Origin of the sequence: Mycolicibacterium septicum DSM 44393 (genome assembly GCF_000455325.1) — a bacterium.
Classification (GTDB): Bacteria; Actinomycetota; Actinomycetes; order Mycobacteriales; family Mycobacteriaceae; genus Mycobacterium; species Mycobacterium septicum.
The window spans coordinates 526,242-541,578 of the sequence record NZ_HG322952.1 but is presented as its reverse complement, the minus strand read 5'-3'; the positions used below and the strand labels follow the sequence as shown (position 1 = coordinate 541,578).

The window sequence follows — 15,337 nt, the reverse complement described above, 5'->3', positions numbered from 1 at the left end:
CCCGAGGACTACCTCGACTACGTCGCCGCCAAACTCAACAACCGGCCACGCAAAACCCTGGGCTGGAAAACACCCGCCCAAGCCCTTGACCAACTACTGTCCAACCCGTCCGATCCAGCTGTTGCACTAGCCCCTTGAAACCGCCGGCGAAAACAGCGCAAGAAGCTACACACTCGTCGCAGTGTGTGCGGACACACCATTGGTCCTGCGCGGATGACCTGGCCCCGGGGTGCGGAGAATCTAGCGCTGTTGGTAGCTCGGCGCGATCATCACCGGAACCGGTGAGTGGCGCAGGATCTTGCCCGCGGCCGAGCCGAGGAACACCTGCGCACTCGGGGCCGCCGCACCCGAGCCGAGCACCAGCATGTCCCCGGCGTCCCACCCGATGCTCTGTACGGCTGAGTTCCAATCGTGGCCGGCGCCGACCACCACGTCGACATCCGGAACCGCCATCCGGTCACGAATGGCGTTGAGCTGCTTGGTGATCTCGGCAATCGTCCGTCGTGACCACTGCTGGACCACCAATTCCTCGGCCGAGGTTTCGATGGTGCCGGCGAACGCAGCGGTGTTGCGGACGGTGAACGACACGATGCGCAGCTTGGCCTTCCAATCCGCGGCCAGCTCAGCGGTGGCCGGGATGAGTCCGTTGACGTCGGCCTCCCCGCCGTAGGCCGCGGTGAGGCGGCGGATGGGCGCGTCGGTCTGGGTGTACCCGCGCGGTGCGAAGACCACCGGCACCCGGGCGGTGTGCACGAGGCGCTCGGTGACACTGCCCAGCGTGACCCGGCCGATCATCCCCGAAGAGGACGACCCGACCGACACGACGGTCACCCGGTGGGCATCCGCGAGCTCGATCAGACCGGTTGGTATCGACGTGGATTCGTGTACCACGGGGGTGACATCGAGGTCGATGGGCAGCACCGCGATCGCGCGCTGCAGTGCCTGGGTGGCCTGCGCGCGCACGTATGCCAGATACTCGCCCTCGACGGGGTCGTCCCGTGGTGGCCAGGCGCGTTCCACCACCGCCGCGGCGATCACCTGCTCACCGGTGGTGCGCGCGAGCTGGATGGCCAGATTCAGCGGTGCGCTGCTGTGCCGGCTCGCGCTGAACGCGGCGAGAATGGTCACGACGCGTGCTCCTGGGTGCGCACCCGCGACACCACATGCGTCACCGGGACCTGGTATTCGGAGCGGGCCCGGTCGACGACGTCGAAGCGATGCCACACCGAATCCTCGGGCGGCAGTGTGGAAATCACGATCTGGTCGGGCCGGAACGTCTCGACGGCATGGGCCAGGGCCCGCAGCGGACGGTAGTCACCCAGCTCGCCGTCGGCCTGCAACTGTTCGGAACGCAGCGTGCTCAGCGTCTGATCGAGGCGGCGCTGGGCGGCACGCGTGGTGGCTTCCGAGATGTCGAGTGGACCGTGGGTGGCGGCCACCCCGGTATCGATCGGACTGGCGGGCACGACGACCTGATAGACCGCGTCGCGGTTCGCGCCGATGCGCCGCAGCTCTTCGAGCAGTTCGTTGGATTCCACAGTCTCGTTGGCCAGCACCAGAACCCGGTGCGGATGTTCGGCGCCGGGCGCCGGCGACACCCCGGCCACCTCGGGCCGGTGCCCGATGAACCAGCGGTTGGCCAGGAACAGCACGATCACGACGGCCCACGACAACAGGCTCATGGTCAATGCTTTGCGGTTGTCGCCGCCCTGCACGAACATCTGCACCAGGATCGCGAAAATGGCACCCGCGGTGAGGATCGACAAGACCGGGAACAGCCACATCTTCACCTTGAGTTTGTCGGCCGACGTCCGGTACCGCAGCACGATCTGCGAGATCGCGATCAGCAGGTAGACGAACAGGATCACGGCCCCGCTGGAGTCCAGCAGGAACTTGAAGATGAAGTCCGGCGAGAAGGCCGAGGCGATCACGCCGAGGAAGCCGATGACCGATGAGGCGAGGATCGCCGTCGCCGGCACGCCGCGCCGCGTCACCGCGACCAACTGCGGTGGTGCCTCGCGCCGGGCGGCCAGCACGAACAGCATCCGCGACGCGGTGTACATGCCCGAGTTCAGGCAGCTCAGCACCGCCGTCAGCACCACGGCGTTCATGATGTGGTCGGCGTAGGGGATGCCGATCTCGGTGAAGGCCGACACGAACGGCGATGCGGCGACCTGCTCGCTGTTCCACGGCAGGATCGTCACGAGCAGGAACGCCGAACCGACGAAGAACACTGCGATACGCAGGATCACGGAGTTCGCGGCCCTGGCCACGGCGCGCTCCGGATCGGCGGATTCCGCGGCCGCGATGGTGGCGATCTCGGCACCGACCATCGAGAAGATCACGGTCACCACGCCGACCGTGACCGCCATGGCGCCCAGCGGGAAGAACCCGCCGTTGGCCCACAGATTCGAGAAGTCCATGTCCTTGTGCGGCCACAATCCGATGACATACAGCGAACCCAGCCCGATGAACGCCAGGATCGCGGCCACCTTGATGCCGGCGAACCAGTACTCGAACTCGCCGAACGATGACACCGAGAACAGGTTGGTCGCCGTCATCGCTATCAACAGGATCAGTGCCGTCAGCCAGATGGGTACGTCCATCCAGTACTGGATGATCTTGGCGCCTGCGATGGCTTCGAAGCCGACGACGATCACCCAGAAGTACCAATACAACCAGCCGACCGAGAAGCCCGCCCAGTTGCCCATCGCGTTGCGCGCGTAGTCGGCGAACGATCCGGTCGACGGATTCGCGACGGCCATCTCGGCCAGCATCCGCATCACCATGATGATGAGCACGCCCGCCAGGGCGTAGGTGATGAAGACACCCGGGCCGGTCTTGCCGATCACCACCCCGGAGCCGACGAACAGTCCGGCGCCGATGACACCACCGATTGCGATCATCCGCAGTTGTCGTTGACTGAGCGCCTTTTTCAGTGCGGGTGTTTCACCCATTTGCCTACCGACTCCTCCGTGATGTGTGACTCAGGTCACAAGCGGCCAGAACAGAACGCTATGCCTGGCGACGGGTCGACGGAGCCGAAATCGGGCCGAAACTGTAGGAAACTCGGCCGGCTCGTTCAGACAGCTGTCGAACCCGGCCGGTACAGCCCGGCCAGGCGCGCCAGCCGCAGGCTCAGCATCAGATCGAAACGGGTCTCACCGTCGCCGAGATCGCTGCCGACGGCCTCGGTGAGCTTCTCCAGCCGGTAGTACAGCGTGGACCGGTGGAGATACATGTCCTCGGAAGTGCGCCGCACGTCACCGCCGTTGGCCAGGTACGTCTCCAGCGTGCGGAGGAGGTCGTCGCGACCCTGCTCGATCAGGGCGGCGATGCCGGGGTGGACCAGTTCGTCGAGCCGGTCCGGCCCGTAGGCCTGGCCCAGCAATGCCAGGGTGCGCCACGAGCCGAGTGCGGACCAGTCGGCCACCTGGGCGCTGCCCGCGCCGACCTCTGCCAGCGTCAGCGCCAGCCTCGCCTGGCGAAAGCCAAGGGCCGCTTGCGTTATCGGCAGGGGAGCGCCGGAGCTGCCGATGGCCGGGTGGGTTCCGTAGCTGGCCCGCACGGCCAGGGCAACGGTGTCGGCGGTCGCGGCGGACCCGGCGTCCGAACGTGACACCGCGAGGATCGTCGTCGGCGATCCGGCCAGGGTGTACCACCGGCGCGTCCGGTCGGTGGCCGCCAACCGCAGACGCAACGCCATGCTCCGATCGACCGGATCGCCCGCGGCGTCAGGGTCGGGCTCGAACCCGAAAACCTGGACCACGTCGTGCGGGTCGGCCATCGCCCTGGCGTGCAGTTCGGCGACCACCGCCTGGGCCTGCCCGGGATCTTCGGCGGCGATCAACCGCATCAGGAGGCCCTGCTGCGCGGACTCCTCGGAGCGCAGCGCCGCGTTGCGGCGGTCGAGGATGGCCAGCAGGTCGGCACCCGCCCGCTCGGCCAGCTGCTGACCGTGCTCGGGCAGTGACCCCTCGGGGGCGATGATCCACAGGTAGCCGAACCGCTCGGACGCCGATCGGACGGGGACGCAGAACCGCGGCATCAGGTTGTATTGCGGAAACGCCGGGGTCCACACTGCCGAGTCCGCCGCGCCGATCCCGAATTCGAACAGCGCCGCCTTGACCTCCGCGCGGGTCTCGCGTTGCAGCACGCTGTGGACCCGCACGTCGTCGAGTTCGCCGAGCTGACGGCTGTGCGTGACCGGGGTCAGCTCCTCGTCATCCAGCAGCACGGCCCGGTCCAGGGTTTGAGCCAGCATGTCGACGATCAGCTGCATGCGGACACCGAAGTCAGCGCTCACCGGATCGGACACCTGACGATTCTGGACCAGCTCAGCGCTGCAACGTCACGATTCCGCCCGACGGCGTCAGTGCGTGGGTCATTCGCACGTCGTGGGGATCGGAGGGGAGTTCGTCGACGAGTTCGTCGTCACGCACCACCGCGACCAGGCGCGCATGGGGCGCGGCGTAGATCAGGGTCCGGTCGTAGAACCCGGCGCCCCGGCCGAGCCGGTTGCCGTGGCGGTCGACGGCCAGCGCGGGCACGAGGACCACTTCGGCATCTGCGATCCGCCCGGCGGGCAGCCACGGCGGCACGGGCTCGCGCAGGCCGAACTCGGCGGCCACCAACGTGCCGGGCTCATAGGGGCCCCACTGCATCGGCAGGCCCCGGCCGTCCTCGTCGTTGCGGGCAACCGGAAGCAGCACGCGCACACCGAGTTCCAACAGGGTGTCCAACAGGGCCTGCGACCCCGGTTCCGAGCCCACCGGTACGTAGGCGCACACCGTTTGCCCGCTACGCACCAGAGTGGGCAGCCAGCGGCTGAGCGCTTGCGCCTCACTGTCGCGGCGATCGGCGGGCACGGCCCGTCTTGCACGGAGAACGCCGGTTCGCAAATCGGTCTTCGTCGGCGGGGTCACGCCCTCCACCATTTCAGAACGGACGTTAGTGTGTGAACGATGAGCACGTCTCACAAGGCGCCTGAGGTGCCGATTCCCTACACGGCCGTGGTCCCGGCGGCCGGTCTGGGTACGCGATTCCTTCCCGCCACCAAGACGGTCCCCAAGGAATTGCTTCCGGTGGTCGACACCCCGGGCATCGAGCTGGTCGCGGCCGAGGCGGCCGAGGCCGGCGCCGAGCGGCTGATCATCATCACCTCCGAAGGCAAGGACGGCGTCGTCGCGCACTTCGTCGAGGACCTGGTGCTCGAGGGCACGCTGGAGGCCCGCGGCAAGAAGACGATGCTGGAGAAGGTCCGTCGCGCCCCGGCGCTGATCAAGGTCGAGTCGGTGGTGCAGGCCGAGCCGCTGGGCCTGGGACATGCCGTCAGCTGCGTCGAGGCCGCGCTGGCTCCGGACGAGGACGCCATCGCCGTCCTGCTGCCCGATGACCTGGTGCTGCCCACCGGTGTCCTGGAGACCATGTCCAAGGTGCGGGCCAAGCGCGGCGGTTCCGTGCTGTGCGCCATCGAGGTGCCCGGCGACGAGATCAGTGCCTACGGCGTGTTCGACGTCGAGACCGTGCCCGACGCGGCCAACCCGAACGTGCTGCGGGTCAAGGGCATGGTGGAAAAGCCCAAGCCCGACGATGCGCCGTCCCCGTACGCCGCCGCCGGCCGCTACCTTCTCGACCGGGCGATCTTCGATGCGCTGCGTCGCGTTTCACGCGGGGTGGGCGGGGAGATTCAGCTGACCGACGCCATCGCGCTGCTCATCGAAGAGGGCCACCCGGTACATGTGGTTGTGCACCGCGGAGCCCGACACGACCTGGGAAATCCCGGCGGCTACCTGAAGGCTGCGGTTGACTTTGCGTTGGAACGTGACGACTACGGCCCTGATTTGCGGCGGTGGTTGGTCGAACGATTGGGTCTGACCGGACAGGAAGGCTAGCAACACGCTGGCCCGCACGTCGGCCCGGATGGCATAGGAAGGCGTGTTGTGCGTTCGGTGGAGGAACAGCAGGCTCGGGTAGCCGCTGCCGCAGTAGCCCCCCGACCGGTGCGAGTGGCAATCGCCGAGTCACAAGGCCTGATGTGCGCCGAAGAGGTCGTCACCGAACGGCCCATGCCGGGATTCGATCAGGCCGCCATCGACGGCTACGCGGTGCGCAGCGTCGACGTGTTGTCCGTGGGTGACGGCGCCGGTGAGATCAGCCTGCCCGTGATGGGCGCGATCGAAGCGGGTGCGCGTACCCCGAGCCGGTTGCAGCCGCGGCAGGCCGCGCGGGTGCAGACCGGCGCGCCGATGCCGACGCTGGCCGATGCGGTGCTGCCGTTGCGGTGGACCGACGGCGGCGAGAGCCGGGTGCGGATCCTGCGCAGCGTGCGCTCGGGCGCCTATGTCCGGCGCACGGGCGACGACGTGCAACCCGGCGACGTCGCGGTGCGGGCCGGCACCATCATCGGCCCGGCCCAGGTGGGGCTGCTGGCCGCGGTCGGGCGGGACCGGGTGCTGGTGCATCCGCGGCCGAGGCTGTGCGTGATGTGCGTGGGCGGCGAACTCGTCGACGTGTCCCGCAGCCCGGGGACCGGGCAGGTGTACGACGTGAACTCCTACGCGCTGGCCGCCGCAGGCCGGGATGCGGGTGCCGAGGTCAACCGCGTCGGCATCATCAGCACCGACCCGCGAGAACTGCGGGAAACCGTTGAGGGCCAAGTCAATCGCAACGAGATCGTGGTGATCGCCGGTGCGGTGGGCGGAGCCGCCGCCGAATCTGTGCGCACCGTGCTCGCCGAACTCGGCGAGATGGAGGTGGCCCGGATCGCGATGCACCCGGGATCGGTGCAGGGCTTCGGTCAGCTCGGTCGCGACCGCGTTCCGGTCTTCCTGCTGCCGGCCAACCCGGTGAGCGCGCTGGTGGTGTTCGAGGTGATGGTCCGCCCGCTGATCCGGCTCTCGCTGGGTAAGCGCCAGCCGATGCGGCGCGTGGTCAAGGCCCGCACGCTGGCGCCGATCAGCTCGGTGGCGGGCCGCACCGGATACCTGCGCGGGCAGCTCATGAGGGACCAGGACACCGGTGAATACCTGGTGCAGGCCCTGGGCGGGGCGCCGGGCGCCTCCACCCACCTGCTGGCCACCCTCGCCGAGGCGAACTGTCTCGTGGTGATTCCGAGTGAGGTCGACGAGGTTCGCACCGGCGAAACCGTGGATGTCGCATTCCTGGCCCAGCGCGGCTGATAAGACTTCATTCGATGAATGACGGTGTGACGAATCGACTGTGCGGATGAGCCTGTTCCGGTCCAACGCTTTTCACCCGGGTTGGCCCGGTCCGATCGGACCGTTGCGGGTGCAGGCCGGTGTGGTGCGGCTACGTCCGGTGCGGCTGCGCGATGCGGCCGTGTGGAGCCGCATCCGGATGGCCGACCAGGCCCACCTGGAGCCGTGGGAGCCGGTCAGCGGCGTGGATTGGCGTGTCCGTCATGCTGTTTCGTCGTGGCCCGCGATCTGCTCGGGCTTGCGCAGCGAGGCCCGGCGCGGGCGGATGCTGCCGTACGTGATCGAGCTCGACGGGCAGTTCGCCGGCCAGCTCACGATCGGCAACGTCACCCATGGCGCACTGCGATCGGCGTGGATCGGCTACTGGGTGGCCAGCGACAAGACCGGCGGCGGGGTGGCGACCGCTGCGCTGGCGCTGGGGCTCGACCACTCCTTCAACGGGGTGCAGTTGCACCGGGTCGAGGCCACGGTGCGTCCGGAGAACGTCGCGAGCCGGGCCGTGCTGGCGCGGGTCGGCTTCCGTGAGGAGGGGCTGCTGCGCCGCTATCTCGAGGTGGACGGCGCCTGGCGGGACCACCTCCTGGTCGCGATCACGTTGGAGGAGCTCAAGCATTCGGCGGCCCAGGCCCTGGTTTCGGCCGGCCGCGCCAGTTGGTGCTGACTTCGGCCAGGATCTCCGTTGCGGCGCGCCGCGTCGAAACTGCGCGTGCGGTCGTGATTTCACCGGATCCACAGCCCTGGAAGCAATCTCAGCGAAACTGGTCTCGCCAGCTGTTACCAATGTGACACATGTGACTGTTGGTGCTTGTATCGATCGAATTACAGGTGTGTAATTGTGTCGGCGCGCCATCCATGGATGCGCTGGTCACAGACCTAGCCTGAAGGGGAAAGGAGCAGGCGTCATGCCAAGCATCCCCCAGTCACTACTGTGGATTTCCCTCGTCGTTCTCTGGCTTTTCGTGTTGGTTCCGATGTTGATCAGCAAGCGCGACTCGGTGCGTCGTACCAGCGACGTCGCCCTGGCGACACGAGTACTCAACAGCGGCCGCAACGCCCAACGCTTACGACGCGGCCCGGCCGCCGGGCATCACAGTGATCCGGACTGGCAGCCCACCGCCGACCACCTCGATGAGGACCTCGACGAAGACGTCGAGGACGAGCCCGTCGAGGTGCGGGTGCACGCCACAGTGCAGCGCACCGTCGTGGTGGCAGCGGTGAGCGTCGAGACCCCCGAACCCGACTACCTCGACGTCGACATCGTCGACGAGGATTCCGGCGCACTTCCCGTCGGTGCGATGGCCGAGGCCGCCGAGGCAGTGGCCGAACCCGAGGCAGTGGCCGAACCCGAGCTCGAGCTGGAATTCGAGACCGAGCCCGAGGTGGAGGCTGAGGCGGAACCCGAGCCCGTCGCGGTCGAGGAACCCGTCGAGGAGCCCATCGCGGGCTTCGAGGCTGTCGAATCTGAGGCTCAAACCGAGCGCATCGCAGTGGATCTCGACGAGGCCGAGGATGTCCAGGATCTCGAGGACGTTCAGGAGGACAACGATCCGGAGGATCTCGCCGACGACGAGTACGAGTACGTCGCCGACACGTCGGGCCTGGAACCCGAGGCCGAGGACGAGCCGGCCGACGAGCAGCAGGCCGACGAGCCTGTCGCGTCGCTGAGCGCGACCGGGCAGCGCCGGTTCGAGTCCAAGAAAGCCGCGGAGATCAGCGCCCGCAAGTTCCAGTTCCGCAAGCGCGTGCTCGCGGTGCTGGCCGCCACGTTGCTGTTCTCGGCGGGTGCAGCCTTCCTGGTGACGCCGTCGGCGTGGTGGGTGTGTGGTGGTGCCGGCACGCTGACCGTGCTTTATCTGGCCTACCTGCGCCGCCAGACGCGCATCGAGGAGCAGCTGCGTCGCCGTCGTGCGCACCGGATGGCCCGGTCCAGGCTGGGCGTGGAGAACACCGACGACCACAAGCTGGACGTGGTGCCGGCCCGGCTGCGCAGGCCCGGCGCGGTGGTGCTCGACATCGACGACGAGGACCCGATCTTCGAGCACCTGGCGTACGCGTCGTACGCGTCGATGTCCCGCGAATACGATCTACCGCGCGCTTCCGGGCAGTAGGGCGGCCGGTTTCGTCTCACGGCCGCAGTGCTGGTAGCCTTTGCTTCCGGTATCAGGGGCTATAGCGCAGTTGGTAGCGCGTCTCGTTCGCATCGAGAAGGTCAGGGGTTCGATTCCCCTTAGCTCCACAGAGTTCGAATAGGAAAGACCCGCCGGAGACGGCGGGTCTTTCTCTTTCCTGGAGAACGCACCGGCCGCAGTTCGTCGGTAGTAGCGTCGTCGAACAGCGAATGCGAATCGAAGGACACACCATGGCCGTCAGCATCGTTGACGCGGGTCCGAATCAGGTCAGCCGCTCCGTGGAGGTCAATGCCCCTGCGGCCGAACTGTTCGCCATGATCGCCGACCCGCGTCGTCACCACGAGATCGACGGTTCGGGCACCGTCCGCGACAACGTGTCGTGCCCGGACGACATCGCTCCGGGCGCGAAGTTCACGACTGGGATGCGGATGTACGGGGTGCCCTACCGGATCACCAGCGTCGTCACCGCGGTGAAACCCGACGAACTCTTTGAATGGCGACATCCGGTGGGGCACCGTTGGCGCTGGGAATTCACCGCACTCACCCCCACCCTCACGCGCGTGACAGAGACATTCGATTACCGCGACACTGGGCGGATCAAGGACACGCTGAAGTACTACGAGCGAATGGGCTTCGCCAAGGGCAACGCAAAGGGTATCGAGTCCACGTTGACCAAGTTGCACGACCGCTACGCGACTTGATTCGCGTAGCGGGCGTTGCCTACGTCAGCGCGCGCGATCGCAGGGTGATCGGTAGGTCGTCGGCAGGGGTCGGCCCGGTGCCCCAGGTCAGCTGAGGGCGATAGTCGTCAGGCACGCTCCATTCGAACCGTCTCAGCATCTGGTGCATGGTGGTCTTGACTGTCATATCGGCGAACTGCTGGCCGATGCACTTGTGGGCGCCGCCGCCGAAGGGGGCGAACACGTAGCGGCTCACCGTGGCGCGGGACTCGGAATTGTTCACGAACCGTTCTGGATTGAACGTGTCGGGGTCGGCCCACCAGTCGGAAAGCCGCATGGAGGCATAGACATTGATGGCCACCTGGGTCTTGCGTGGGACAAAGTGCCCGAGGATCTCGGTGTCGCGAACGGTCTGCCGGAAGAGCGCGCCGGCCGGCGCATACATTCGGAGGATCTCCTTGAACGCGGCATCGAGCAGTGGGTAGGCCTCCAGGTCGAGCACCGTCGGAGTGTCATTCGGGAGGCTGATCGCCTCCTTGCGCAACGCGTCCTGCCATTGCCGGTTCCGGCCCAGTTCGTAGGTCAGCATGGACAGCGCGATGGCGGTGGTGTCGTGCGCAGCCATCAGCAGGAAGATCATGTGGTTGACGATGTCGGCCGGCGTGAACCGTGCGCCGTCTTCATCCTCGCTGCGACACAGCATCGAGAAAAGGTCGGTGCCGTCGCCGCCCTGGCGGTCGGGAACCTGCTCGGCGAAGTAGCATTCGAGCCGTTCCCGGGCCCGTAGACCCTTGGCCCACACGCCGCCGGGCACGTCCGCGCGGACCAGCGCCTGCCCGCCTCGCACGGTGTCGTGGAAATCCGCCGACAGTTGGTCGGACTCGGGACCGAGATGGGTGCCGACGAACACCTCCGCGGCCTGTTCGAGCAGCAGGTGCTTGATGGACGGATAGAACGGAAACCGCTGTGCCGACCGCCAATTGCTCAGAGTGCGATCGATACTGGGCCGCATCAGTTCCAGATAGCCGTCCAACGCGCTGCGGGTGAAGGACTGCTGCATGATGCGGCGGTGGTCGCGATGTTCGTCGAAGTCGAGCAACATCATTCCGCGGTGGAAGAACGGCCCGATGACCGGTGCCCAGCCGCGCGTACTGGAGAAGACCTTGTCCCGGTTGACCCATGCGGCTTCTAAGGCGTCAGGGCCCATGAGGCCGACGACGCGAAAGCCGACGCCCCCGGCCCACGACACCGGTCCGTATCGCTCGTATCGGTCGCGGGCGAAAGCAAGGGGATCGGCCAATGAGCTCAACACGTGGCCGAGGAACGGGAAGCCGTAGTTGCCCATGACGGGCTTGAGATTCGACCCGGGCGGTGGCGAGGCCAGTGGACGGTCACCGCTCGGAAATCGTGAGGTGACGGCCGCGCCGATGGCTTGGACGCGGTGCTTGTTCACCGGGGAGGTGAGACACGTGGCCAATCCCGTCATCGGTTGATCCGATTCAGGTAGTCGCGGCGACGGTCTTCGTCGAAATGGCCAGGCGGCTCGTTTCGGGTGGCCAGTCGTTTGAACAGTTGCATAACCGGCTCCGGCGTGGCCTCCTCCAACAGTCCGAACGGCGACAACCATTTCGGGACGGTGACCTCCCGTCCGGGGCTGCGTGCACTGTCGGCGATGACGGTTCCGATCTGCTCGGGCTGGCGGGTGGGAAGAAGGTCGAGGGTGACTCCTGCTGTCAGGTCGGTGTGGACTGCGGTAGGCATGACCGTAGTGATGGTGACGTCGGTGTGGGCGATTTCGGCGCGGACAGCCCGCGACAACGCCGCCACCGCGTACTTCGTCGCGCAGTAAACCGACATTCCGGGAGTGGTCACCTTGGCCGCCATCGACGCGACGTTCACGATGTGGCCGTGATTGCGGTCGAGCATCTCAGGTAGGAATTCATGCATACCGTTGACGACGCCGGTCAGATTGACGGCGATCTCCCGGTGGTATGCCAGGAGTTTCTGTTCCACGAACGGGCCCATGTGCTGGATGCCGGCGTTGTTCACCAACATCGCCACCGGCCCGTCAACGGATGCCGCAAGGTGAAACGCCGCGACACTTTTCGCGTCCGTGACGTCGAGATGTGCGGCGTTGGCGCCGATCTCGCGGGCAGTGCGTGCGGCCTCCTCGCCGTCCAGGTCACCTATCCACACCGTTGCGCCCCGCTGAACGAGAGCAACCGCGGTGGCGCGGCCGATGCCGCGGGCGCCACCCGTGACGCACGCGACGGCTCCGGCGAGGTCGATCACCGACTGGCGCTCTCGTCCGTGAACTCCCGCAGCGCGAAGTACGCGATGAGTCCGATCTCGCCGCTGGACATTCTCAGCAGGGCCCGCCCGAGGTACAGACCGGGCAGCAATTCCACGATTTCGTCGCGGGTCCGCTTGATCGGGAACGTGCGGATGCTCGGGTTTCGAAACTCGGCCGGGCTGTAGTCCAGCGCACGCACTTTGATGTAAGGCGGGATGGCCGCGGTGTCGATGCGGTGAGTGAATTCGAAACCCACCATCTCGGATCCGGCCCGGCGCAGTCCGCGATACAGAGGTGCGATGACCCGCATCGCGTACTTGGCCAACGGGGCGAGACGGTTGAAACCCGTGTCGGTGTCGAATGTCTTTCCGCGCCAGGTCGGGTCGATCTTCAACAGCGGATTGGCCAGATAAGCCTCGGGGATGCCGAACAGGTTGCCGACGATCAGCCCTTCCAGCGCCCCGTGGGGTGCTTCGGGTGTCTGCCCGCGTTCGAAAAGTGCGGCGAGCTGGTCGCGGCGCCCGGTCTTGCCGAGGTCCTGGAGGTAGTCCCAGCCCTGGCGGACTGCCAGGGCGGGTGAGGTCAGAGATAACTCGCGCAGATCGCTCAACACCGACCCGTTGGCGGCGTCCTGTGTGCGGCTGGTGTCGCGCGCTCTTGTTTCTGCGGTGGCCATGTGTGCCTCTCTCGAATATCTGGTACGGATTCGTGCCTAATATCTGGTACTGAACCGTGCCAGAATGTGGGAGTGGTGTCAACGACCAATCGCGCCTATGGCGGCCAATCGGCTGACGTTCGCCGCCGGCAACGGCGTGGGCGGCTGGTGGATGCAGCGATCGACCTGATGGCGTGCAACGAGTGGCGGGGCGTGACAGTCGAGAAGATCTGTGCCGCAGCCAGTCTCAACAAGCGGTACTTCTACGAGAGCTTCACCGACATCGACGGCTTGTCGGCTGCGGTCGTCGACGACATCGCCGACGAGGTACGCAGCGCCACCGTGGCAGCAGCGGACGCGGCCGCGGAACAGCCACTGGAGGTCCAGGCCCTGGCGAGCGTGGCTGCCGCAGTGCGGACACTCGTGGACGACCCGCGTCGCGCCCGTGTCCTACTCGGGGGGGTCGCGGCGTCCCCCGAACTCGATGCGCACCGCACGACGGTCATGCACCGGCTCACGGACGTGCTCATCGACCACGGCCGCACCGTGCACGGTGTCGAGCTTGAGGCAGATCCGCTGGCGAAGGTGGCACCGGCATTCATCGTCGGCGGGACCGCCGATGCCATCCTGGAGTTCGTCAACGGCGGTGTCGACCTGTCCCTCGACGACTTCATAGCGCAGCTCGCAACCCTCTGGCTGATCACAGGCAACGGTGCGGCTCAGGTGGCCCGTGCCCGTATTTCTCCGTCGTGATGTCGTGTGACGGAGTGTGCATCCGTTGGAACAGTTCGTCCGTTAGACGCTGTGGCGAATGTGTCGCTTATCGATGCGAAACCCGTGAATCTGCCGCGAAAGACTGCACATTCGTCGCAGGGCGCTGGATCAGCAGTCTTGACCTCACGGGTGTGCGACGAGGTACGTCTCGTTGCCCAGACCGGCCGTGAGTTCTTCGACATCGAAGGGCCGGTCGAGGCGTGCGTGTAATGCCTCGGTGTCGATCAGCAGGCTGATCTCGGCGGTCTGGCGGGCGAACAGCCGTCCGATGAGGGGGTAGGCCCGGCGCATGACCGCGCGCTCCGCCGATGTGCACCGGGACGCGCAGTAGCCGACATGGCCGATCTCATCGGTGAGGATCTCGCTGTAGAGTAGTTCGATCCGTTCGGCGACCTCGGGTTCGTCGGCGAAGAGCTCGGCGCCGGCGCGGCGCAATTCGTCAAACATGATGCAGCCCGCCATCTCTGCGGCCCCGACGAACATGAAGCCGAGCCGCTCGGGGAGGAACACTCCTGTCTTCACGAACTGGCGCATCACGAATGGCGGCGGGACGACCTGGAAGGTCAGGTCGAAGACGTCGAGCGCGTATGCCAACAGCCGGGTGTGATAGTGCTCTTCGAGTTCGAGGTAGACGTTCTCCGGCGGCAGATCCTCGTCGCTGTTGCGTCCGTAGGTTTCGCCGAGCCCTACGCCGAACCGTTCAGCCTTATTGAGCTTGGCGGTCGCCAGCAGAAACAGCATCTTGCGGTCCAGGCCCGGTTCCGGGCGTCGACGGCGCAGGTTGCGGAGGAAGATCGTCCGGTCGGCGGGACGGGTTGACCGGACGGGGTTCGCCTCGAGTTCGGCGAAGAACCGCTCCCGATTCGCCAACCGCCTGTTGAGCAGGTCGGCCTCGCCGTCGCGCCTGGCCAGGAAATCCCGGTAGCCCTCGATGCCTGTGCGATTCATCGGTTCTCCATCCCCTTGACAATCGTTGTGACATAACGGTTCAGCAGTGCTGCGTCGAATACGCCCGTGGCGAGCAATGCGAACAGCCCGGTGAGGAAGAACGTCGCGAGTTCGCCCGCATTGCGGTCGGCAGGCACCTGCCCTGCCGCTTGCGAACGGCTGATCACCCCGACCAGGAACTCTGCGAGCGGGTGCCGCGCCAACTCGTCTTCGACCGGACGCATCGAGGAGAAGTGCAGGCCGAGCATGTCCCGGAAAACCGCTCCGCCCAACCGTCGTTCGGCGCTGAGGACACGACGGACGACTTGGGTGAGGATCGACTCCAGATCTCCCGTGGCCTTGTCGAGTTCGCGGACGATCCGGGTCTCCTCGTCGCGTTCCGCCTCGAAGAGAACGTGCTCCTTGGTCGGGAAATGGAAGTAGAACGTTCCCCTCGCCACACCCGCCGCAGCCGCGATCGCGCTGACGTCGGCCGCGGCCAGGCCCCGGTCCGAAATCTCGGCCAGCGCAGCGTCGAACAAGCGGGCCCGGGTTTCGATCCGGCGCGCCTCACGGACGCCCCGGGCCGGTGATTCGGCCACGGGTGGTGCTTGTCGCAACGTCATGGCGGCCACCGTACGCCGATTCGCTGACAGCCG

General features: G+C 66.7%; 15 protein-coding genes, 1 tRNA gene and 1 pseudogene. 8 read left to right on the top strand and 9 right to left on the bottom strand.

What is annotated here, in order from left to right:
* A pseudogene (locus TX88_RS33945) lies at positions 1-138 on the top strand (IS30 family transposase); the annotation flags it as partial.
* A gap of 102 nt (positions 139-240) precedes the next feature.
* Here the strand turns inward: TX88_RS33945 and TX88_RS22595 are convergent.
* The 4 genes from TX88_RS22595 to TX88_RS22580 all read right to left on the bottom strand — a co-directional run bounded on the left by TX88_RS22595 (position 241) and on the right by TX88_RS22580 (position 4,937).
* A complete protein-coding gene (locus tag TX88_RS22595) occupies positions 241-1,128 on the bottom strand; it encodes a universal stress protein (protein WP_044520104.1) in 888 nt (295 codons plus the stop codon).
* On the bottom strand, positions 1,125-2,957 hold the full coding sequence (locus TX88_RS22590; protein ID WP_044520103.1) for an amino acid permease: 1,833 nt from the start codon (positions 2,955-2,957) through the stop codon (positions 1,125-1,127). The genes TX88_RS22595 and TX88_RS22590 overlap by 4 nt, the downstream gene beginning before the upstream one ends.
* A gap of 125 nt (positions 2,958-3,082) precedes the next feature.
* Positions 3,083-4,318: a PucR family transcriptional regulator gene (locus TX88_RS22585; RefSeq protein ID WP_044520102.1), complete on the bottom strand. Its 1,236-nt coding sequence runs from the start codon at positions 4,316-4,318 to the stop codon at positions 3,083-3,085.
* A 19-nt stretch (positions 4,319-4,337) separates the two neighbouring features.
* Positions 4,338-4,937, bottom strand: coding sequence for a 5-formyltetrahydrofolate cyclo-ligase (locus TX88_RS22580; protein WP_110918126.1), 600 nt, complete (start codon positions 4,935-4,937; stop codon positions 4,338-4,340).
* Between the two features lie 27 nt (positions 4,938-4,964).
* Here TX88_RS22580 and TX88_RS22575 point away from each other — a divergent pair, with 27 nt between their 5' ends.
* The 6 genes from TX88_RS22575 (at position 4,965) to TX88_RS22550 (ending at position 10,050) form a co-directional block, all read left to right on the top strand.
* A complete protein-coding gene (locus TX88_RS22575) occupies positions 4,965-5,894 on the top strand; it encodes a UTP--glucose-1-phosphate uridylyltransferase (RefSeq protein ID WP_044520101.1) in 930 nt (309 codons plus the stop codon).
* A 48-nt stretch (positions 5,895-5,942) separates the two neighbouring features.
* On the top strand, positions 5,943-7,181 hold the full coding sequence (gene glp, locus TX88_RS22570) for a molybdotransferase-like divisome protein Glp (protein ID WP_044520100.1): 1,239 nt from the start codon (positions 5,943-5,945) through the stop codon (positions 7,179-7,181).
* A gap of 46 nt (positions 7,182-7,227) precedes the next feature.
* Positions 7,228-7,881 carry a GNAT family N-acetyltransferase gene (locus TX88_RS22565; protein WP_044520099.1) on the top strand — a complete coding sequence of 218 codons (654 nt, stop codon included), beginning with the start codon at positions 7,228-7,230 and terminating at the stop codon, positions 7,879-7,881.
* 241 nt (positions 7,882-8,122) lie between these two features.
* Positions 8,123-9,328 carry a divisome protein SepX/GlpR gene (gene sepX, locus TX88_RS22560; protein WP_044520098.1) on the top strand — a complete coding sequence of 402 codons (1,206 nt, stop codon included), beginning with the start codon at positions 8,123-8,125 and terminating at the stop codon, positions 9,326-9,328.
* A gap of 55 nt (positions 9,329-9,383) precedes the next feature.
* Positions 9,384-9,456 (top strand) — tRNA-Ala (locus TX88_RS22555).
* A 123-nt stretch (positions 9,457-9,579) separates the two neighbouring features.
* Positions 9,580-10,050, top strand: coding sequence for an SRPBCC family protein (locus tag TX88_RS22550; RefSeq protein ID WP_044521722.1), 471 nt, complete (start codon positions 9,580-9,582; stop codon positions 10,048-10,050).
* 19 nt (positions 10,051-10,069) lie between these two features.
* Here TX88_RS22550 and TX88_RS22545 read toward each other — a convergent pair whose 3' ends face one another.
* The 3 genes from TX88_RS22545 to TX88_RS22535 are packed head-to-tail and all read right to left on the bottom strand — an operon-like array spanning position 10,070 to position 12,998.
* A complete protein-coding gene (locus tag TX88_RS22545; RefSeq protein WP_044520097.1) occupies positions 10,070-11,515 on the bottom strand; it encodes a cytochrome P450 in 1,446 nt (481 codons plus the stop codon).
* The gene (locus TX88_RS22540) at positions 11,512-12,321 is read right to left on the bottom strand and encodes an SDR family NAD(P)-dependent oxidoreductase (RefSeq protein WP_044520096.1); all 810 of its coding nucleotides are present in this window, start codon (positions 12,319-12,321) and stop codon (positions 11,512-11,514) included. Before TX88_RS22540 ends, TX88_RS22545 begins: the two co-directional genes overlap by 4 nt.
* On the bottom strand, positions 12,318-12,998 hold the full coding sequence (locus TX88_RS22535) for a hypothetical protein (protein WP_044520095.1): 681 nt from the start codon (positions 12,996-12,998) through the stop codon (positions 12,318-12,320). Before TX88_RS22535 ends, TX88_RS22540 begins: the two co-directional genes overlap by 4 nt.
* A 72-nt stretch (positions 12,999-13,070) precedes the next feature.
* Between TX88_RS22535 and TX88_RS22530 the strand changes: the two genes are divergently transcribed.
* Positions 13,071-13,730, top strand: a complete 660-nt coding sequence (locus TX88_RS22530; RefSeq protein WP_044520094.1) for a TetR/AcrR family transcriptional regulator — start codon at positions 13,071-13,073, stop codon at positions 13,728-13,730.
* Between the two features lie 144 nt (positions 13,731-13,874).
* Here the strand turns inward: TX88_RS22530 and TX88_RS22525 are convergent, their stop codons facing one another.
* Positions 13,875-14,699 (bottom strand): hypothetical protein, encoded by an 825-nt coding sequence (locus tag TX88_RS22525; RefSeq protein WP_044520093.1) that lies wholly within the window; start codon positions 14,697-14,699, stop codon positions 13,875-13,877.
* On the bottom strand, positions 14,696-15,304 hold the full coding sequence (locus TX88_RS22520) for a TetR/AcrR family transcriptional regulator (protein ID WP_044520091.1): 609 nt from the start codon (positions 15,302-15,304) through the stop codon (positions 14,696-14,698). Before TX88_RS22520 ends, TX88_RS22525 begins: the two co-directional genes overlap by 4 nt.
* Positions 15,305-15,337 lie beyond the last annotated feature (33 nt).